This window comes from Microbacterium limosum, assembly GCF_036324365.1.
Taxonomy (GTDB): domain Bacteria; phylum Actinomycetota; class Actinomycetes; order Actinomycetales; family Microbacteriaceae; genus Microbacterium; species Microbacterium limosum.
Genome location: NZ_CP137080.1, coordinates 1,841,618 through 1,861,659 on the forward strand (window position 1 = coordinate 1,841,618; position 20,042 = coordinate 1,861,659).

Annotated in this window: 19 protein-coding genes; 8 read left to right on the forward strand and 11 right to left on the reverse strand. The window is 69.1% G+C overall.

Translation table 11 applies throughout. From position 1 onward, the window contains the following. Positions 1 to 19 precede the first annotated feature (19 nt). From rfbB to RYJ27_RS08885, 3 genes are read left to right on the forward strand one after another with little or no spacing between them, the layout of a single operon-like run. The gene (gene rfbB, locus RYJ27_RS08875; protein WP_330169962.1) at positions 20 to 1,018 is read left to right on the forward strand and encodes a dTDP-glucose 4,6-dehydratase; all 999 of its coding nucleotides are present in this window, start codon (positions 20 to 22) and stop codon (positions 1,016 to 1,018) included. Then, a complete protein-coding gene (locus tag RYJ27_RS08880; protein ID WP_330169963.1) occupies positions 1,015 to 2,433 on the forward strand; it encodes a bifunctional dTDP-4-dehydrorhamnose 3,5-epimerase family protein/NAD(P)-dependent oxidoreductase in 1,419 nt (472 codons plus the stop codon). The genes rfbB and RYJ27_RS08880 overlap by 4 nt, the downstream gene beginning before the upstream one ends. Continuing rightward, a complete protein-coding gene (locus tag RYJ27_RS08885; RefSeq protein ID WP_330169964.1) occupies positions 2,430 to 2,885 on the forward strand; it encodes a GtrA family protein in 456 nt (151 codons plus the stop codon). The genes RYJ27_RS08880 and RYJ27_RS08885 overlap by 4 nt, the downstream gene beginning before the upstream one ends. Here RYJ27_RS08885 and RYJ27_RS08890 read toward each other — a convergent pair. The 6 genes from RYJ27_RS08890 to RYJ27_RS08915 are packed head-to-tail and all read right to left on the reverse strand — an operon-like array spanning position 2,852 to position 9,725. Continuing rightward, positions 2,852 to 3,262, reverse strand: coding sequence for a DUF2304 domain-containing protein (locus RYJ27_RS08890; protein ID WP_330169965.1), 411 nt, complete (start codon positions 3,260 to 3,262; stop codon positions 2,852 to 2,854). The genes RYJ27_RS08885 and RYJ27_RS08890 overlap by 34 nt on opposite strands. Then, positions 3,259 to 3,987: a glycosyltransferase family 2 protein gene (locus tag RYJ27_RS08895; RefSeq protein WP_330169966.1), complete on the reverse strand. Its 729-nt coding sequence runs from the start codon at positions 3,985 to 3,987 to the stop codon at positions 3,259 to 3,261. The genes RYJ27_RS08890 and RYJ27_RS08895 overlap by 4 nt, the downstream gene beginning before the upstream one ends. After that, on the reverse strand, positions 3,984 to 5,477 hold the full coding sequence (locus tag RYJ27_RS08900; RefSeq protein ID WP_330169967.1) for a DUF2142 domain-containing protein: 1,494 nt from the start codon (positions 5,475 to 5,477) through the stop codon (positions 3,984 to 3,986). Before RYJ27_RS08900 ends, RYJ27_RS08895 begins: the two co-directional genes overlap by 4 nt. Before the next feature lie 43 nt (positions 5,478 to 5,520). Beyond that, positions 5,521 to 7,671 (reverse strand): hypothetical protein, encoded by a 2,151-nt coding sequence (locus tag RYJ27_RS08905; protein WP_330169968.1) that lies wholly within the window; start codon positions 7,669 to 7,671, stop codon positions 5,521 to 5,523. Positions 7,672 to 7,724: 53 nt separating this feature from the next. After that, positions 7,725 to 8,624, reverse strand: a complete 900-nt coding sequence (locus RYJ27_RS08910) for a glycosyltransferase family 2 protein (protein WP_330169969.1) — start codon at positions 8,622 to 8,624, stop codon at positions 7,725 to 7,727. Between the two features lie 21 nt (positions 8,625 to 8,645). Beyond that, positions 8,646 to 9,725 (reverse strand): glycosyltransferase, encoded by a 1,080-nt coding sequence (locus RYJ27_RS08915; RefSeq protein ID WP_330169970.1) that lies wholly within the window; start codon positions 9,723 to 9,725, stop codon positions 8,646 to 8,648. Positions 9,726 to 9,994: 269 nt separating this feature from the next. Here RYJ27_RS08915 and RYJ27_RS08920 point away from each other — a divergent pair, with 269 nt between their 5' ends. The 3 genes from RYJ27_RS08920 (at position 9,995) to RYJ27_RS08930 (ending at position 12,995) form a co-directional block, all read left to right on the forward strand. Then, complete coding sequence (locus tag RYJ27_RS08920; protein WP_330169971.1) at positions 9,995 to 10,510, forward strand: hypothetical protein; 516 nt, start codon at positions 9,995 to 9,997, stop codon at positions 10,508 to 10,510. A 16-nt stretch (positions 10,511 to 10,526) separates the two neighbouring features. Then, on the forward strand, positions 10,527 to 12,320 hold the full coding sequence (locus tag RYJ27_RS08925; protein WP_330169972.1) for a DUF4012 domain-containing protein: 1,794 nt from the start codon (positions 10,527 to 10,529) through the stop codon (positions 12,318 to 12,320). Between the two features lie 111 nt (positions 12,321 to 12,431). Continuing rightward, positions 12,432 to 12,995: a hypothetical protein gene (locus RYJ27_RS08930; RefSeq protein ID WP_330169973.1), complete on the forward strand. Its 564-nt coding sequence runs from the start codon at positions 12,432 to 12,434 to the stop codon at positions 12,993 to 12,995. Positions 12,996 to 13,089: 94 nt separating this feature from the next. Here the strand turns inward: RYJ27_RS08930 and RYJ27_RS08935 are convergent, their stop codons facing one another. The 5 genes from RYJ27_RS08935 to RYJ27_RS08955 all read right to left on the reverse strand — a co-directional run bounded on the left by RYJ27_RS08935 (position 13,090) and on the right by RYJ27_RS08955 (position 17,759). Beyond that, a complete protein-coding gene (locus RYJ27_RS08935) occupies positions 13,090 to 14,520 on the reverse strand; it encodes an LCP family protein (RefSeq protein WP_422732826.1) in 1,431 nt (476 codons plus the stop codon). Further along, positions 14,517 to 15,032, reverse strand: coding sequence for a 5-(carboxyamino)imidazole ribonucleotide mutase (gene purE, locus RYJ27_RS08940; protein ID WP_330169974.1), 516 nt, complete (start codon positions 15,030 to 15,032; stop codon positions 14,517 to 14,519). The genes RYJ27_RS08935 and purE overlap by 4 nt, the downstream gene beginning before the upstream one ends. A 71-nt stretch (positions 15,033 to 15,103) precedes the next feature. After that, on the reverse strand, positions 15,104 to 16,237 hold the full coding sequence (locus RYJ27_RS08945) for a 5-(carboxyamino)imidazole ribonucleotide synthase (protein WP_330169975.1): 1,134 nt from the start codon (positions 16,235 to 16,237) through the stop codon (positions 15,104 to 15,106). 55 nt (positions 16,238 to 16,292) lie between these two features. After that, complete coding sequence (locus RYJ27_RS08950; RefSeq protein WP_330169976.1) at positions 16,293 to 16,868, reverse strand: PH domain-containing protein; 576 nt, start codon at positions 16,866 to 16,868, stop codon at positions 16,293 to 16,295. A gap of 102 nt (positions 16,869 to 16,970) precedes the next feature. Further along, positions 16,971 to 17,759, reverse strand: a complete 789-nt coding sequence (locus RYJ27_RS08955) for a biotin--[acetyl-CoA-carboxylase] ligase (RefSeq protein ID WP_330169977.1) — start codon at positions 17,757 to 17,759, stop codon at positions 16,971 to 16,973. Between the two features lie 189 nt (positions 17,760 to 17,948). Here RYJ27_RS08955 and RYJ27_RS08960 point away from each other — a divergent pair, with 189 nt between their 5' ends. Together RYJ27_RS08960 and RYJ27_RS08965 are read left to right on the forward strand one after the other, a co-directional pair. Further along, positions 17,949 to 19,535 (forward strand): acyl-CoA carboxylase subunit beta, encoded by a 1,587-nt coding sequence (locus RYJ27_RS08960; protein WP_422732827.1) that lies wholly within the window; start codon positions 17,949 to 17,951, stop codon positions 19,533 to 19,535. After that, the gene (locus RYJ27_RS08965) at positions 19,532 to 19,768 is read left to right on the forward strand and encodes an acyl-CoA carboxylase subunit epsilon (protein ID WP_330169979.1); all 237 of its coding nucleotides are present in this window, start codon (positions 19,532 to 19,534) and stop codon (positions 19,766 to 19,768) included. The genes RYJ27_RS08960 and RYJ27_RS08965 overlap by 4 nt, the downstream gene beginning before the upstream one ends. Positions 19,769 to 20,042: the final 274 nt, after the last annotated feature.

Below are 20,042 nucleotides of genomic sequence, written 5' to 3' on the forward strand. Positions count from 1 at the left end.
CGGCCGATAATCTGGAGCAATGTCAAAGCTTCTCGTGACCGGCGGTGCCGGATTCATCGGATCGAATTTCGTGCACCACGTGGTATCCCACACCGACCACCACGTCACGGTCCTCGACAAGCTGACTTACGCCGGCAACCGCGAGTCTCTCGCCGGTCTTCCGCAGTCGCGCGTTCGCTTCGTGCAGGGCGACATCGCCGACCCGGCGGTCGTCGGCGAACTGATGGCATCGGTGGATGCCGTTGTCCACTACGCGGCCGAGTCCCACAACGACAACTCTCTGGACGACCCTCGTCCTTTCCTTGATACCAACATCATCGGCACGTACACCCTTCTCGAGGCTGCGCGCCGTCATGGCACTCGCTTCCACCACATCTCAACGGACGAGGTGTACGGCGATCTGGAACTCGACGATCCGTCCCGATTCACCGAGACGACGCCGTACAACCCCTCGTCCCCTTACTCGTCGACGAAGGCGGGGAGTGATCTCCTCGTCCGCGCGTGGGTGCGCTCGTTCGGTGTACGGGCCACCATCTCGAACTGCTCGAACAATTACGGTCCTTACCAGCACGTCGAGAAGTTCATCCCGCGTCAGATCACGAACGTCATCCGCGGCATCCGCCCCAAGCTCTACGGAAAGGGCGAGAACGTTCGCGACTGGATCCACGCCGACGATCACTCCTCCGCGGTGTTGACCATCCTCGAGAAGGGCACGATCGGCGACACCTACCTGATCGGTGCGGACGGAGAGAAGAACAACAAGGACGTGGTCGAGCTGATCCTCGGTCTCATGGGCGAGCCGACGGACGCGTACGACCACGTGACCGACCGGGCCGGGCACGATCTGCGGTATGCCATCGACTCGAGCAAGCTGCGCGGTGAGCTGGGGTGGCAGCCCCAGTATCGCGACTTCGAAGAGGGGCTCGCCGCGACGATCGACTGGTATCGCGACAACGAGCCGTGGTGGGCGGGCGCGAAGGACGCCACCGAGGCCTTTTACACGGCGAAGGGTCAGTGAACGTGGCCGAATACGGGAAACCGCTGCAGCGCACGGAAACCCCCATCCCCGGCCTCACGGTCTGGGACATTCCGGTCCACGGCGACAACCGCGGCTGGTTCAAGGAGAACTGGCAGCGCGAGAAGATGGTCGCCGCCGGGCTGCCGGATTTCGCTCCCGTCCAGAACAACGTGTCCTTCAACGAAAGCGTGGGAACGACGCGAGGACTGCACGCCGAGCCGTGGGACAAGTGGGTATCCGTCGCGACCGGTCGTGTCTTCGGCGCATGGGTTGATCTCCGCGAGGGCCCGAATTTCGGCACGAGCTTCACGGTCGAGATCGATCCGTCGGTCGCCGTCTTCGTACCGCGCGGTGTCGCCAACGGCTTCCAGACGCTCGAGCCGAACACGGCGTACAGCTATCTCGTGAACGACCACTGGTCTCCCGACGCGTCGTACGCGTTCGTAAACGTCGACGACCCCGCCGCCGCCATCGAGTGGCCGATCCCGCTGTCGGATGCGATCCTCTCCGAGAAGGACCGCGATCACCCAGCGCTCGATGCGGCCCTGAGTGTGCAGCCGAAGCGGATGCTCGTCGTCGGGGCGGGCGGGCAGCTGGGCCAAGCGCTGCGGGAGGCGTACCGGGGCGACGACACGGTCGAGTTCGCAGAGCGGGAGGAGCTGCCACTGGATGCGGCGTCGTTGTGGTCGGCTCGCCGATGGAACGACTACTCCACCATCGTCAATGCCGCGGCCTACACGGCCGTCGACGCGGCGGAGAGCGCCGACGGCCGCGCCCAGGCATGGGCGACAAACGCCTCGGCGGTGGCTGAGCTGGCACGCATCGCGCAGGCTCACGCGATCACGCTCGTCCATGTATCCAGCGACTACGTCTTCGACGGCTCGTCGACGCGACCCTACCGAGAGGACGATCAGCTCAGCCCGCTCGGCGTCTATGGTCAGAGCAAGGCGGCCGGAGACATCGCCTGCCGCCTCGCGGAACGCCACTACATCGTCCGCACCTCGTGGGTGATCGGGTCGGGCCGCAACTTCGTCTCGACGATGCGGTCGCTCGCGGAGAAGGGCGTCGACCCGCGCGTCGTCGACGACCAGCTCGGACGACTGACATTCACCACCGAGATCGCCCGCGGCATCCGGCACCTGCTCGAGGTGGGTGCGCCGTTCGGCACGTACAACCTGACAGGCGCAGGACCGGTGCGGAGCTGGGCTGACATCGCCCGCGAGGTCTTCGCAGCGACCGGCCACTCCCCCGATCGCATCACGGGCGTCAGCACCGCCGACTACTTCGCTTCGGCGACGGCACCTGTGGCCCCCCGCCCCTCGAACAGCACGCTGGACACGAGCAAGATCGAGGCCACGGGTTTCGTCCCCGCCGACGCGCTCGAGAGCCTGCACGCCTACCTGCGCAGCCGGTGAGCGTTCCTCTTCCGCCCGATGACGGGTCTGCGTCCGCACGACGTCGCGGCCTCGGCCGCGTGCTCGGCCTCTGGTCGCTCGGTCCCGTCCGCTATCTCGTCGTCGGAGTGGGCGCGTTCCTCATCGACATCGGTCTCCTCTTCGTGCTCTACGAGCTCGTGGGGATCCCGTTGGCCGTGAGTACCCCTGTCGCGTTCCTCCTGAGCTTCGCGATCACCTTCCTGATGCAGCGTGCGTTCGCCTTCGAGTCGGGCGGTCGCCTGGTGTCCAGTGCGGTTCGATACGGCTTGCTGGTCGCGGCGAACACTGTCGCGACGACGCTCATCGTGACCGCCGGCGCCGCGTGGGGCCTGCCGTGGGAGTTCGCCAAGATGATCGCGGTGGCATCGACGACGGTGTGGAACTACTTCGCCTACCGCTACTGGATCTTCCGCCCGTCCTCGGCGTCCTGATCGCCCTGATCCGTCGGACGATCGGATGCCGCCGGGAGCTGGGAGATCACGGCATCGAGATCCGCGCGGAGAATGGCGGTCTCCTCCGCCAACCGCCGGATCTCGTCCTCGGCCCGTGAGAGCTCCCAGGAGAGGTGGAGCGCGACGCCCACGAGAAGGACGATCGCCATCGCGAAGAGGAGGTTTGCGGGAACCTGCACGCCGAGGAGGCGTGTCATTCCCACGAGCAGGCCGGGGAAGAGCGAGATCACGAGCAACGAGATCCCGATGACCAACCAGAGTGTGGCGTACTTCTCGCGGAGCTGGCGTCGAAGCAGCAGCACGACGATGAACGCCAGGACGAGGATGGCGAAACTGATACCTGCGGCGACGATCATGCGGGCGAATCCTCCGCTCGGCGACGGCCACGCATGAGCGCCAGGCCTAGGGCGAAGGTCGACCGCAGAAGATAGAGCGCCGCACCGAAGGGATTCTGGCTCGGTCTTCCGAAGGCCCGCGGTCTCATGGCGACCGGAACCTGCGTCACCGTGAGTCCGGAGTGCAACGCGCTCACAAGAGAGTCGACGGTGTCTCCCAGGTATTCGGCCGGGTAATAGTGGACGTACTGAGCGATCGCTCGGGCATTGGCCGCACGAAAACCGCTCGTCACATCCGTCAGACGTGTCTTGGCGATGCGGGATAGGACAGACGCGAGAAGCTTCATGGCCCACCTCCGCGGACCCGTGGCGACGTACTCGCCCACCTCTGCGAACCGCGCGCCGATGGAGATGTCCGCGACCTCGAGCCCCGCCAGCACGGCATCGATGTCCTGCGGGTTGTGTTGGCCGTCTGCATCGACCTGGATCGCCTGAGAATATCCGTGACGCTGCGCGAAGGTGAAACCCGTGCGCATCGCTCCGCCAACACCCATGTTGAACGGCAGGATCAGCACGCGGGCGCCAGCGGCCCGTGCGATGGCAGCCGTGTCATCCGTCGAGCCGTCGTCGACCACAAGAACGTCATACCCCGGTGAGTGCCCGAGGATCTCGCGCACCGTATTGCCGACGTTCTGCGCTTCGTTCCACGCGGGCACGATGACGAGCGTCCGCGGAACGGCGGTCATCGGTCAACCCCTTGGGCTTGCTCTTCTGGGACGGTGACGGCTCCCGAAGTGGTTTCGCCGACGCGGCCCACCTGCCACGCCAAGAACATGAGCAAGGCGCCCGCGCACACCGAACCGACGATCCACACGGCGAGGGGCGAGGCGACGCCCGACCACCACCACTCGGCGTCCGCTCCCGGGTCGACCGCCGCGTCGTCTAGACCGGTCGTGTAACGGCGAATGTTGATGTGCAAGGAAACTGCGGTGGCGACAGTGAGTAGTGCCGCCGCGAGATATGCTCGCCCCCCGGCCCACCACTCGGAAGATCGCGCCGTAGCGGCGCTGACGCCGAGAAGGATGATCAGCAGGGGCAGAATATACCGCGGTTGCACCTGCAGACCGACAACGGCGTTGGTTTGAGCGAGCAGCACGAAGGGAACGACCACGAGGGCAGCGCCTGCGAATGCGGTCGCAAGTCCGCGGCGCAGCCTTAGCCCCCTGATGGCGAGGAAGACAGCAGCGCCCATGACGACGGTTGTCGAGACCCAGACGACAGAGGGCATGGGTGTGTCCAACCACCCGAGCCCCCAGCCCCCGATGGCACCGACCCAGAGCGACGGCAACTCGAGCAGGTTGCTCACGTGCTGCGCGGCCGTCAGCGGTGGATCCTCGTTCTGAAGACCATTCACCACGGATGCACTCTGATCCGCTCCCAGGTAGAAGAGCAGTGAGATGACCACGATGACGAGACTCGTCGCCGCAGGGGCGAGCCAGCGGACGCCTCGTCGCCACCCAAGGATCGCCGCGAGCATGACCGCAAAGACAGCGAATGCCGCAGCATCCGCACGCGCACCAGCACCCATCGTCGCTGCGACCAGGCTGACCCCCAGGAGGGCCCAACGCCGACGCGGCGAGGATCCGTACGACGCGGTCAGGGTCGCCCACAACGTTGCGGCAGACAGAAGCGCCCATGAAGACGGATTGGTTGAACCGAGCAGAAACAACCCGAGGGGCACCAAAGAGGCGGCGAGGGAAACCGCGAAGGCCGTCCTGAGCCGTTGTGGCAGCAACCAGAAGGTGGTTGTCACTAAGGCGACGGCGATCAACCCATTGATCGCGCGCATCACGAGCACCGATGTCGCCACGTCGGGAGTGGAGAAAGCTGAGAAAAACGCGTAGAAGACCGGTGGATAGACCCCGGTCGCATCCACCCGCTCCGTACGCTGAAGACCTTCACCGAGGTCGACGCATGCACCGCTCTGGTCCACGAGGTAGGTGTAACAACGCGCGCTCGAGATGGCCGACGGCACCTCTCGCGAGGCATCGCTGTTCGTGCCCTCGCACAGGCCCTCCCGCTCGCCCTGCGCGCACCAGATGGAAGCGAGATGGAAATCGTCGTCCGGACTGGACCCTACCGGGGACGATAGGGCCCACGCGAGAATAACGCCGAACAAGAGCGCCGGCGGGACCAAGAGCTTCAAGAGGCGCGAGCGATTGATCAATCTTGGCACTCGCCAAGGCTACCGCGGCGCCGTGAGCTGTCCCGTCTGCCCATCAAGGTACGACGACGCTCGTGCACGAGATCAAGGCGTTGGGGCCCCACGCGTCGTTGATTCCGTACACGCAGACACGCTTCGTGCCGGAGCTCCCAGCGGGGAGCGTGATGTCGAAGCCTCGGGGCAGGCTCGGCCCCCCGAACGCCGCATTGACATCGGCCCGCCAGATAGTGGTGTCGGTCGCCTGACCGGCGTCGTCGACGTATACGTGCACCGGGGTCGTCTTCGCTGCGTCTCGATCCATGACCCAGCCAGAGACGCGGATTCCCTCGGGCCGCAGAGCAACCATCTCCACGTTGCCGAACGGCGCGGCGGATCTCGGGCGTTCGTACACGATGGTCTTGCAGCCCAAGACGGTGTTCAATCCACCAACCGAGTCGATGGCATAGACACAGACCGAGTGCTGCCCGTCCGGGATGTCGCTGACGAGCGTGTAGCCGTGGGGTTGCCCGTAACTCGCGTACACGCGTCCCACGTCCGGTCGGCGCTGGTCCGCGCGAAGCGCGGTTCCCACGCCGTTCACGTATACGTGCACACTGATGGAGTCGGCGGTATCAGGATCGATAGCCCATCCGGAAACAGTCAGCTTTCCGTCCTTGGCGGAGATCGCATCGACCGCGCCGAACGGCGCGCGCCCCTTCTCCGGCAGCGGCTGGACCGTGACGTCTCGGCAACCCAGGTTGGTGTTCACTCCGCCAGCGGAATCGATGCCATATGCGCACACCCGGTGCGGCCCGGGAGTCGCGCCGAGCACGATGTCGAAGCCCCGGTTGCCCCCGTGTCGCGGGAAGAGCGTCGCCAGGTCACGTCTGGGCGAGGTTGCGACCATGCTGTAGCCCAAGTCGTCCACATAAAGATGAACGATGCCCGGGTTCGTCGTGTCCGGATCCAAGGACCAGCCCGAAACTCTCACGCCGCCTTCCACGGGCACGACGGCATCCAGCGACCCCAGCGGAGGGCCGGTGACCGGGGTACTCATCGAGCACGACAACAAGGTGTTCTGCCCCACACCGACGTTGATGCCGTACACGCACACGTTGACCTGTTCGCCGGGATTCGCCGGCACTCTCACATCGAACCCGTGAGCCGCCCCCACATTGGGAAACGCTGCAGCCACATCCGGTCTGTCGAGAGATGCGATGAAGGGGATCCCCGCGCTGCCGACATAGACGTGCACCTGAATCGATGCCTTCGTGTCGGGGTCCGCGGCCCAGCCCACTACGCGGAAGCCGCCGGCGATGGGCTCGACGACTTCGACGTTGCCGAAAGGCCAGCCCGCGCGGCTCGAGGCGCCGAACCAGTCCGTGTAGAAGTTCACGAAGTTCCGGTTGCCGTAACTCGAGCAGGAGTCGCCGATGCCGTATCCGGCCGCGAGAGCCGCAGCGTTCGGCTGGTACGGCGTGTAGTTGTAGAGCGCAGCCGTAGCATAGTTGGACACGTTGAGGTTCGTGCCTCCGCACGACGTCGACGGATGGTAGCCGATGAAGTGCACTCCCGGCTGACGCGCGAATCGACCTGCCGAGTAGTTCTTGAGCGATGTGGTCCCGGCGAGGATCTGCGGCCCGATCCCGGAATAGGCGGGATCGCACGGTGCGGTGTCGGGGCAGTTCGCGCCCATCGCGAAGTTGAGATTGCGCTCCGTCGGAGTGCGGCCCGTCACGAGGCTCTGCTCCTTCTCCAGCGTCACGATGATCACCTTGGCGGAGATCCCGCACGCCACCTGCACCCGGTAGATCAATTCAGAGATCCGCATCGTGCCGCCCTCGATGGCGTTGCACACGACGTTGCCCGTGCGATGCGAGACGACCGCCGCTCGCGAGGAGATGCTCGCCGTTCCCGTGTTGATGCACCGGGTGTTGGTGCACCGGTTCCTGTCGTCGAGGAACCGCTGGATCTCTGCCGCCGTCATCGCCGCGCCGTCGTAGAAGAGCGCGTCATCGATGAGGTTCTCGGGGTTGAAGCCCGCGAGCGTCGCCGGCTTGATCTGAGTGTCGGCGCTCGCCGCCGCGAGCGCATCCGCGCCGGAGGGCGCCGCGACGGCGGCGGGCACGATCCCGCCGGCGGTGAGGACGAATGCGACGACGGCTGCGAGAACGATCCTCAGCCCGTCGACGGACCCGCGCGGACGGGGAAGGGCAGGTCGGCGCATGGGTCCATTGTTACTGAAGTGCACCCGATTTGCCGCATGTTATTTCGACGGCGTCAGCGATGGCGTCGCGCGAGGCGGCGGATCCTTCGCCAGATCGGATGCGATTCGTGCACGCCCCTCACGATTTCGGCCCCCAGGTCGCCGAATCGCGCCATCAGACGGCGCTCCGCATCCCGGTGGAGTCGGGCGATATACAGCGGCAGGCCGGGACCGTTCGCCTCCACCCAGCGCCGCAGTTCGCGATCCCGAACCTCCAGGTCGTCGCGATCGTGTTGGGAGGCGAGCTCGAACATGCTGTTGCCGGCCGCCCCCTTCGCGTCAGGTCGCTGGGTCCAGTAGGCCAGCGGAGTTCCGCCGAGGAACGCGATCGGGTATCGGGCCGCCACCCTGAGGTAGAACTCCCAGTCCTCCACGGCGTCGAGCGTCTCGTCGTAGAAGCCGACATCGTCGTGCAGGCTTCGGCGGTACAGGAAGGAGATCGGCACCGCCCTGTTGACCTCGAGGAGGCTCGTGAAGGTGACTCCCGTCATTCCCTCCCAGAAGGGAGCGCGGCCGGTCTCCGTCCAGCCATCGCCGTCCTGCCGCTCGTACACGATCTCCGTCGCGACCATCACTCCCGCGTCCTCGGGAGACGCGTCGAGCACGGCCGACGTCTTGGCCAGAAAGTCCGGATGCCAGAGATCGTCGTCGTCGTGGAGAACGACGTACTCGCCGGCAGCCGCCCGTATCCCAGCGTTCGCGGCGGCGCACCGCCCGCCCCGGCCGGGTGGCTCGATCACCGCCGCACTGACTCCCGAGTCCGAGAGAGCGACATCGACCATGGAACGGTCGCCGTCGTTGACGACGATGATCTCGAGATCGTCGAGTCGTTGCCGCGCGATATCCGCGAGCGCACGGCGGAGAAAATACGGTCGATCCTTGGTTCTGACGACGACCGACACCTTCGGGGGCATAAGAGAGAGCCTAGGGCGCACTCACAGTTCGGCGTGGAGCTGCCACACCCGATCGGCGGAATCCCGCCACGAGAACGCCCGCGCTCGGTCCCCCGACAGCACCCGCGAGCGCCGCGCCGAGGCCTCGTCCTCCCTCACCGACGCGATCGCGTCGACCACCGCTGCGGAGTCGTCGGCGTCGACGACGACGCCCGCGTCGGCGAGCACCTCGATGTTCTGCGGTGACCGCGCCGCGACGATGGGAACACCGGCCCGGAGAGCGTCGAGCATCCGCCACGGATACGCGTAGCCCGCCGCGGGGTCGACGAAGACGGATGCCGCGGCGAGCGCCTCGGCCCGCGGGCCCTCGTCCGCCGGGGCGATCTCCCGGAACCGGTGCTCCGGAAGGCCGGCCGCGGAGGCGAGCTCGCGAACGGCCGCATCGTCGCCGCGCACGAGCGCGACGACCTCCGCGTCGACCACTTCAGAGAGCGCGGCGAACATGCGCGAGAGCTCCTCGGCCGACGCCCGCTCGGCGTCCAGGAGGATCGCGCGACCGTCCCCTACCTCGTGCGCCCGCTCGGCCGCCACCGCCCCCGTCGACGCGCCGGCGATCACGCGCACGCGGTCGCCCAGCTTCGTCCGCTCCCCCAGCACGTCCGCCATCGCGTGCGTGGGAACCACGACGGCGTCGGCGTGGCGCTGCGCGCGCTTGATCATCGTCTTCTGCCACGCGAGCGCCTGCTTCGACAGCCGCTGCGGGGCGGTCAGCGCGTCGAGGTCCCACAGGGTCACGACGGTCTGGTCGTTATCGTGCACCCGATCGTGGCGCACGAGGGGCGCGAGCAGGGAGGACGAGTGGATCATCCCCCCACCGATGCCGGGGATCATCCCCAGCGCGCACGCCGCCACGAACTGCGCGCGCTTGAGCGGAAGGCGGTGCACGCGGGCGATCCCCGGCACGGATGCCGCGGCCTCCGCGCCGTCGGCCGACACGATCGCCTCGACCTCGCAGCCGCGTGGCGCGGCCACGGCGAGCTCCCGCGCGAGAGCGAGGCTCGCGGCATCCGGATCGGAGGGAGGTACGGCGTGATCGAGCACGACGCGCAGAGTCGCGGTCATGATTCCAGGCTAGTCGGCCGCACCTCTGCGACCGAGGGCGGCACGGCGCGGGCGCCGCAGGGCTCAGCCGCCTCACAGCTTCACGCGCGGGGCATGTCACGAACGCCGGATCGTGCCCTAGACTTCACGAGTCAGCTGGGGTAGTTGACAAAACTGGGGAAGTCGGTCCGTACGCCTGGGGAGGGCGCGGACCGTTCACGCGGAGCATTGCGACCGGGGGGTCGCCGCCAGCCGCGGCTTCGCATGAATCTCTTTGGGGGGAGAAAACCATGCTCAAGAGAGCAACTGCCGTGTGCATCGCCGCCGGTATCCTGGCCTTCGCGCCGACCGCCGCGCACGCCGAGACCGGCGAATACGCCCAACCGTCCGGCGTCACGATCGAATCGCCGATCATCGAGCCGTGCGAGACGGCGACCGTGGTCTTCGGCGCCCGCTACTGGGGGTCCGGAGAGCGGATCTCCGTCACGGCCCAGGGCGCCCGCGCCGGCGCGGCATCCTTCGATCCCGCCGTGAACGCGGCCGAGGACGGCAGCCTCGTCGCCGCCTTCTCGCCGCCGAGCGACGGCGTCGGTGTTTACCAGCTCACCTTCGCGGGGGCGTCGGGCAGCTACACCGCGACGGTGTCGGTGACCGACCCGGTTCTGTGCGAGGTCGACCCCGGCGTCGCCCTGGCAAGCACCGGCGGAGGTGTCGAGTCGTGGCTCATCGCCGGCGGGGCGGGTCTCGTCGCGATCGGCTCCGGCGCCGTCATCGTGGCGTCGCGGCGTCGTGCGACCGGCTCCTGACGGGTCGCGCGCGGCGATGATGACGCACCGACGATCGACGGCGACGACCGACGCCCGGAGCACGCGAAGGTCTCGTCGTGCGCTCTGGATCACGCTCGCGGTGGTCGTGGTCCTGCTCCTCGCCGCGGCGGCGTGGCTGGCCTTCCGCGCCCTCGCGGCGCGGGATGCGCTGGCCGCGACCGCCGATGAGGCCGCCCTGCTCCAGCAGAGCGTCCTCGCGGGCGAGCATGACGACCTGGATGCCCGTGCGCGGTCCATCTCCGCCCACGCCTCGGACGCGGCCCGCGCAACCGGCGACCCCGTGTGGCGCGCGGCCGAGATCCTGCCGTGGGTCGGGGCGAACCTGCGGGCGGTGAGGGACATCAGCGAGATCGCCGACGAGCTCGCCCGAAACGGAGTCCCCCCGCTGCTCGACGCGGCGGATGCCGTGGACCTGGACTCGCTCGGGGTGACCGGCAACACCGTCGATCTCGCTCCGCTCGACGCGGCGCGACCCGCGCTGGAGTCGGCGGTCGGGGTCTTCTCCGCCGCCGCGGAGCGCGCAGGAGCCATCGACACCGGTTGGACGCTCCCGATCATCACCGACGCGGTCGACGAGGTGCGACAGACCCTCGAACCGGCGGCGTCCACCGTCGACGGCCTCGCACGCGCCGCCTCGCTCCTGCCGAGCATGCTCGGCGCCGACGGCCCGCGCGACTACCTCCTGCTCATGCAGAACAACGCCGAGGTGCGCTCCTCCGGCGGCATCCCCGGCGCGTTCGCGGTCCTGCACGCCGAGGACGGCGCGATCAGTCTCACCGGCCAGGCGTCCACCGCCGATTTCCGCAAGTTCGACGAGCCGATCGCCGAGCTGGATGCCGCGACCGTCGCGCTCTTCGACGAACAGCCCGGCCAGTACGTGCAGCACGCGCTGCAGATACCGGACTTCCCGAAGGCCGCGGCGCTGGCCGCGGAGTTCTGGGCCCAGACGATGGGAAGCCGGGTCGACGGCGTGCTCGCGGTCGACACCGTGACGATCGCCGACCTGCTCCGCGCCACGGGCCCGGTGTCCGCGGGGGAGTACGAGCTCACGCCGGACGACGCCGTGGACATCCTGCTCTCGCGGGTGTACGCCGATGAGCCCTCCCCCATCCAGCTGGACGCCTTCTTCGCCGGAGCGTCGAGCGCGGTGTTCGAGGCCGTCACCGACGGGCGCGCGAGCCCTGCCGCTCTCGTCGAAGCGCTCGCCGCCGCCGGCGACGACGGCCGGATCCGGATGTGGAGCGCCGATCCGTCGGAGCAGGAGCGTCTCGCCGAGACGACCCTGGCCGGCGCACTGCCGATCGACGGTGCGGAGGAGGTCTTCGCGGGAGTCTTCTTCAACGACAGCACGGGCGGCAAGATGAACTACTACACCGCCGCCGACATCACCGGGACACTCGCGTCGTGCGGCGACGAGAGCCGCGCGAGCGTCGACGTCGTCTGGACCAACACGCTCGACCCCGAGCAGGCGGAGTCGCTTCCGCACTATGTCACGGGCAACGGATCGTCGAAGGTCGACCCGGGGCAGGTGCGCACCCGCATCGCGGTCTACGGCCCGCAGGGCTGGACCGCGAGCCGCTCCACGCTCGACGGCGCCGCCGCGCCCGGACAGGCCACGATCGACCAGGGCCGACCCGTCATCCAGTACGAGATGACCCTGTCGCCGGGCGAGTCGACGACCGTCTCCGTCGACTTCGCGGGTGCCGCGGACGAGGCGCAGCTGGGCCTCGTCTCGACGCCGCTGATCCGCGATCCGAACGTGCGGCTGACCACGACGGGATGCGAATGATCGTGCCCCTCGCGGTGGCGCCGGGTCGGCCCTATAGTGAGAACGTTGCTTGGGGCAACATCGCCGTCGTGGGGACGGCGAACACTACCGTGATTTTCTGGGGGAGATCGCATGCTTAAGAAGTCTGTCCTTGCCGTCCTGGCCGCATCCGCTCTCTTTCTCGGAGGAGCGAGCGCCGCGAACGCACAGCCCGATCTGGGCGACTATCCCGACGATGTGAGCGTCACGGTCTTCCCGACGGTGATCCGCCCGCTCGAGACGTCGACCATCACCTTCTCCGAGGACTACTTCGAGCCCGGAGAGATCGTCGCCATCGACGTGGCCGGCGAGAGCGGGGCCGAGGCGGGGCTGGCCGCCATCGCACCGGCGGCGCGCTCCACGCTGACGACCTCGAAGGCCGCCAGCTCGGACGGCAGCCTCGTCGCCGTGTTCACGGCGCCCGCCGACGGCGACGGAACCTACGACGTCTCCTTCAGCGGCAGCCGCGACTACACCGCGGTGATCACCGTCGTCCCGTTCGGCGTCGCCCTTCCGAGCGACGTCAGCGTCGGAGACTCGTCGCTGGCCAACACGGGCGGCGGTGTCTCACCCGTCGCAATCTGGGCGGGCCTCGGAGCGCTCGGCCTCGGCGTCGTCGCCCTCGTCGCGAGCATCCTTCGCCGCCGCCGCGCCTGACTCACCGGTCACAGCAGCGAATGCCCGCCCGGAGCACTCCCGGGCGGGCATTCGCGTATTCGGCGACGGGGACGGGCTGCGGCCCGTGGACCGCTCACTCGCTGGGCGAGGGCGACGGCGGGTGCAGCGCCTGCTGCACGAGCTCGCGGATGTATGCGAAGTCAGGCTCCTCGGGATCGACGCCGCCCTCCGGCGTGAGCTCGATCGACGTCATCGGCAGATCCTTCGTCTTCATCGCGAGCTCGACGAAGTACGGCAGCATCGTCTCGGGGATGTCGGTTTCGACGATGTCCTCTCCCGCCGCCGCGATCCCCTGGAAACGCTGCAGCACGTTCGCCGGGGTGAACTGGCGCAGGATCGCCTCCTGCAGCTGACGCTGCCGCTTCATGCGGTCCCAGTCGCTCGTGGTGTAGCGCGACCGCGCGTACCACTGGGCGGTGTCGCCGTCCATCACCTGGGTGCCGGGCTCGATCCACCCGATCGCCCAGTCGTCCGCCGGCTGGCCGGGGTATGAGGGGCCGCCGCCCTCCGGCAGGCGCTGGTCGACCGTGATCTCCACACCGCCCAGGGCGTCGATGAGCGAGGCGAAGCCGTTCATGTCGATGAACACGTAATAGGGGATCTCGATGCCGAGCGTTCCGGCCGCGGCATCCTTCACCGCCTCGATCGCCGGCGTGGAACTGACGGCCGCCGCGCCGGGATAGAGCGTCGCGCCGTCGCGCAGGACGCCGACCTCGGTGAAGATCTCGTTCACCGCGCAGTGGGCGGTGCCGCACTCGGGCCCGCCGTAGCCGTCGGGGAACAGGTCTTGCATGGGCCCCTCGGAGAACGGCACGCTGACCATGTCGCGGGGTATGCCCGTGATGGTCGCGGCGCCCGACTCGGCGTTGATGGAGACCACGGAAATGCTGTCGGGACGCATCGAGTCCCGGCCCTCGCCGCTGTCGGCGCCGAGGAGCAGGATGTTGTAGTAGCCGTCGGAGGGCGGCACGGCGGCGCCGCCGGAACCGAAGATCGAGCCGATCGTGCCACGCGCGGTGCCGACGGCGGTGGCGGCGTACACCGCGCCGCCCGAGACCACCAGCAGCGCGGCGAGGGCTGCGGCGGGGATCGCCACGCGTGCCCCCGGACGCAGCTTGACCAGCCGCACCAGGCGCAGGGTGTCGAACGTGAGCACGATCCAGAGGATCGCGTAGAAGACGAGGATCGCCTGGACGGCCAGCAGGGCGAACCAGTTGGTCGTGACGACGTAGATGGCGAACGGCCACAGCAGGAAGACGACGGCGCCCACGACGGCGAGCGCCCACAGCGCGAGGGTCGCCCCGAGACCGAACCGGCCGAGCCGGCGGCTTCCGGCGAGCACCTGCGCGGACCCCGGGATGAAGAGGTTGCAGGCGACGAGCCACCAGGCGCGGCGGCGCATCGCGTCACGATCGCCGCTCTGCGGGTACCGGAGGGGCTTCTCGTTGACGGCCGGCGGCACGATCCGCGCGGCCGCGGGGCGTGCGGCCGCGGCGACGCTCACAGGCTCTCCTTGAGGCGGCGGTTCTTCTCCCCCACCTGCTCCTCCAGCTGACGGGCGTAGGCCTCGACACGGTCGGCGACGGCGGCGTCGGATACCCCGAGGATGCGCGCGGCGAGCAGACCGGCGTTCTTCGCGCCGCCGATCGACACGGTCGCTACGGGGATGCCGGCCGGCATCTGGACGATGCTCAGCAGCGAGTCCATGCCGTCGAGGGTGGCGAGGGGCACGGGGACGCCGATGACGGGCAGCGCGGTCAAGGACGCGAGCATGCCCGGCAGGTGCGCGGCGCCGCCGGCCCCGGCGATGATGACCTTGAGGCCGCGAGCGCGCGCCTCGCGCCCGTACGCCATGAGCTTCTCGGGGGTGCGGTGCGCCGAGACGACCTCGACCTCGTGGGGGATGAGGAAGTCGGTGAGCGCCTGCGATGCATCGCTCATCACACGCCAGTCGGAGTCGGAGCCCATGACGACGCCGACCTCGGGCGCCTCGGAAGAATGCAGCGGCCGGGTCACCCGTCCAGGCTAGGGCTTCCGGCTGCGAGAACGCCGTTGCGGCGCGCGTCCGAGAGTCAACCCGATGGGGGTCAGTCGAACTGCGCGGCCACCGCTCGCGCGTCGTAGCAGACCTCGTCGAGGTCGGAGCCGACGGCGGTGACGTGCCCGACCTTGCGTCCGGGTCGCGGATCCTTGCCGTAGGTGTGCACCTTCGCGCCCGCGTGCTCCGCCAGGGCTGCCGGGAGACGGTCGGCCATCGTGCCCTCCGTGGGCCCGCCGAGGATGTTGACCATCACGGCCCACGGCTGTCGCGGCGAGGGATCTCCGAGTGGCAGGCCCAGAACGGCACGCAGGTGCTGCTCGAACTGTCCGGTCACCGCGCCGTCCTGCGACCAGTGACCGCTGTTGTGCGGGCGCATGGCGAGCTCGTTGACGAGCAGGCGCTCGTCCTCCGTCTCGAAGAGCTCCACCGCGAGCATGCCCGTCACCCCGAGACCGTGGGCGATCGCCAGGCCGATCTCGCGCGCGACGACCTCCAGGCGAGCGGCCGTATGGGGCGCCGGAGCGATCACCTCCGCGCAGACCCCGTCGCGCTGCACGGTCTCCACGACGGCGTACGAGGCCACATCCCCCGCAGGGGTGCGCGCCACCTGCTGCGCGAGCTCCCGCCGGAACGCGACCAACTCCTCCACGAGCAGTGCGTCGCCCGCCCCGGCTTCGGCGAGCGCGCGGATCCAGTCCTCCGCCTCCTCGGCGGAGCGGACGACGCGCACCCCCTTGCCGTCGTAGCCGCCGCGCGGGGTCTTCACGACCGCCCGGCCGTCGTGCGCGTCGAGGAAGGCCTGCAGCCCCGCCGCGTCGGTCACCGCGGCCCAGTCGGGCTGCGGCATCCCGAGCTCGGCGAGCCGGGCGCGCATCAGCAGCTTGTCCTGGGCGAACTGGAGGGCATCGGGGCCCGGATGCACCGCGACCCCCGCATCGACCAGCGCGCGCAGCACCGGCTGCGGCACGTGCTCGTGGTCGAAGGTGATGACATCCACGTCGCGCGCGAACGCCCGCACCGTGTCGATGTCGCGGTAGTCGCCCACCGCGGTCGCCGCCAGCGCCGCGGACATGCCGGGCTGCTCGGCGAGAACCCGCAGGTCGAGCCCGAGCTCGACCGCGGGTGCGATCATCATGCGGGCCAGCTGCCCACCGCCGACGACACCGATGCGCACAGACATCCGACTCCCTTCGCCGCCTCCATCATGGCATCCGCGGCCGCGCGACACCGCGGCGTCAGAGCAGCGGGTCGGGAGGCCGCGGCGGGATGACGGCATCGGCGCCCGGCTGCGCATCGCGGTGGGCGAGGATCTGGCTGACCTCCACCTGGTCGGCGAGGGTCTCGTGCAGCAGGGCGGCGTCGGGCACGTCCACGAGCCGCAGCGGCTGGTCGATGCCGTTGCTGAGAACCACCGTCCCGGCGCCGAACAGGCGCTGGATCGGACCCCGTCGCACCGAGATCGTGTAGCCCCGCGCGTGCGCGAACTCCCGCGTCCGTCGAGCGAGCAGCCCCGAGCGGGCGATGACGCGACGCGTCGTGATCACGTAGCTGCGACTGAGCCAGACGAGCCACGGCAGCACGACGAGCAGCAGCACCACGATGCCGGCGACGGCCAGCAGCATCCAGTCCTCCAGCGGAGCGGGCAGGTTGTCGTAGAACCATCCCGTCGCTCCCGCCACGGCGATGAGCACGAGCGCCGACCACGTGAGCCTGCGGGCCGAACCGTGCACCTTGACCACCAGCCGCTCCGGCGCGGCGACACCCGGCGGCGGCGTCGCCAGACGGTTGCCGAGCGTCGTGGGCTGTGTCATGCGCCCATTCTGCCCGTGGGTAGCGGGGAGCGGCTCATCCCACGCGGGGCGTGTGACCGTGGATGACGGGGTATGGCGCGTTCCGGGCCGGCATCGGATCGCTCAGCGCACGTGGACGACGTCTCCCGCGACGAGCGAGGTCGTGCCCACGTCGGTCCGCACGAGCAGGCCGCCCTCGGCGCCGATGCCCACGGCCTCCCCGATCACCTCGCGGGCTTCCGGGAGGATCACGCGCACGGCGCGTCCGACCGTGTCGCAGAGGGACTCGATCTCGGCGTGGATGCCGGCGACGACCGCGTCGCCCGCGGCTCGCACGAGCGCGTCGATGTGCTCGCGGAGGGCGTCGACGTAATCGGCCAGCAGCGCATCGGCATCGGCCGTGATCCCGAGCGCCGCGAAAGACGTCGCCGTCTCGATGGGAAGCTCCTCGACCGACATGCGCGTGTTGATCCCGGCTCCCACGACGATGCGGTGCATGCCGCCGACCCCCTCGGCGAGGATGCCGCTGATCTTGCGTCCGTCGACGAGAACGTCGTTAGGCCACTTCAGGCGAGCCGTGTGCACGCCCGCCAGCTGCGGCGCGATGGCGCGGGTCAGGGCCGCACCCGCCGCGAGCGGGATCCACCCGCGCGCGCTCGGCGGGACGCCCGATGCGTCGATCACGATGGATGCCGCGAGGGCCGTCCCGGGCGGCGCCGTCCAGACACGACCGAGCCTGCCCCGGCCGGCGGACTGGTCGTCCGTGACGAGCATCGACAGGTGGGGCCACTCCCCCGGGTCGGCGGATGCCGCGGCCACGAGGTCCGCGTTGGTCGACCCCGTGCGCGGTGTGCACTCGAGGCGGGGCACGAGCGCGGCCGTGCGCGGGAGATCTGCGGCGGTCAGCGGCATCCGCCCACCCTACCGGCGCGAGGCCGTTTCATCCGGAGGAGGACCGCACCCCGGGGAAGGTCCTCCGGGCGCAGACACCTCACCACGCTGAAGGTCACGGCGCCTGAGCAGATGCACAGCACATCACGCCTGTCGTTGTCGCTCTCCTCCAAGCGATCGGGCGCGGCACCCCCGGATAGAGTGAAGTCCGTGACTGAGCAGCCCGACCTGACCACCGCAGGGAAGATCGCCGATCTGCGCGCCCGCTACGACAAAGCGGTCGTCGCCGCCGAGCAGAAGGCGCGCGAGAAGCAGCACGCGAAGGACAAGCTGACGGCCCGCGAGCGCATCGAGCTGCTGGTCGACAAGGGCAGCTTCGTCGAGTTCGACGAATACGTGCGGCATCGCACGACCGCGTTCGGGATGGACAAGGCGCGCCCGTACGGCGACTCCGTCGTCACGGGCACCGGCACGATCCACGGCCGCACCGTCGCCGTCTACGCGCAGGACTTCTCCACCTTCGGCGGCTCGCTCGGCGAGGTCGCCGGCGACAAGATCATCAAGATCATGGAGTTCGCCCTGCGCGGGGGCATGCCCGTCATCGGAGTCCTCGACTCCGGCGGCGCACGCATCCAGGAGGGCGTGGTCGCGCTCGGCAAGTACGGCGAGATCTTCCGCCTGAACACCGCGGCATCCGGCGTCATCCCCCAGATCTCGATCATCATGGGGCCCGCCGCGGGAGGGGCGGTCTACTCCCCGGCCCTCACCGACTTCGTCGTCATGGTCGACAAGACGAGCCAGATGTTCGTCACCGGCCCCGACGTCATCAAGACCGTCACCGGCGAGGACGTCGGCATGGAGGAGCTGGGCGGCGCCCACACCCACAACACGCGCTCGGGCGTCGCGCATTACCTCGCCGACGACGAGGACGACGCGATCGACTACGTCCGGACGCTCCTGGGCTTCCTGCCCGACAACAACATGGCGGAGCTGCCGACCTACGAGTCCGGGTTCGAGTTCGAGACGACGGATGCCGATCGGGCACTGAACGCCGTGATCCCCGACTCGCCGAACCAGCCCTACGACATCCACCAGGTCATCGAGCGGCTCGTCGACGACGGCGAATTCCTCGAGGTGCAGCCGCTGTTCGCGCCGAACATCGTGATCGGATTCGGCCGCGTCGAGGGGCGATCGGTCGGAATCATCGCGAACCAGCCGTCGCAGATGGCGGGCACCCTCAACATCGACGCCGGCGAGAAGGCCAGCCGCTTCGTGCGGTTCTGCGACGCGTTCTCGATCCCGATCCTCACCCTCGTCGACGTTCCGGGCTACCTGCCCGGGACCGACCAGGAGTGGACCGGCGTTATCCGTCGCGGCGCCAAGCTCCTGTACGCCTACGCCGAGGCGACCGTTCCGCTCGTCACCGTCATCCTGCGCAAGGCCTACGGCGGCGCCTACATCGTGATGGGCTCGAAGCAGCTGGGCGCCGATGTGAACCTCGCGTGGCCGACGGCGGAGATCGCCGTGATGGGAGGCCAGGGCGCCGTCAACATCCTGTACCGCGGCGAGATCAAGCGCGCCGAGGCCGCCGGCGAGGACGTCGCCGCCGTGCGCACGCGCCTGGCGAACGAATACACGTACAACGTGGCCTCTCCCTTCCTCGCGGCAGAGCGCGGTGAGCTCGACGGGATCATCGAGCCCGCCGCGACCCGGGTCGCGATCGCGAAGGCGTTCCGCGCCCTGCGGAACAAGCGCGCGAGCCTGCCCCCCAAAAAGCACGGGAACATCCCGCTGTGAGCGGCGACGCCGCCCCGGAGGACCGACCCGCACCCTCGATCGAGGTGCGTCGGGGCACCCCCACGGTCGACGAACTCGCCGCTCTCATAGCGGTGGTCTCGGAGGCCTACGCCGCCGAGGCCAGCTCTGCGACGGCGCCGGAGGAGACCCGTCCCTCGGCCTGGGCACGCAGCGCGCGGGGCCTGCGGCGCCCCCTGGACCGCGGTGCGGGCTGGGCCGGATTCGCCGGCTGAGACCGGCCGGAACGCCTCCCCGCGTCGTCGGCGGCCGAAACAATGGATGCCGCGACGCACCGCCGTGCCACCTGTCCCCCAAAGTACCTACAGACGGCGCCGGGGGGCCGACGCATACTTGTAGAGCGTGACGCGATCATGCGTAGGGTTGCGACCCCCGACTTTCGGGACAGCGGCCTCGCGGACGGTTTTCGGGTAACCTGTCCGCAACCTGGAGAGGGGCGGGCGGCTTCGCCGCCCCTCTCCTTCTTCATCCGAACGCGTCGCTCCGGTT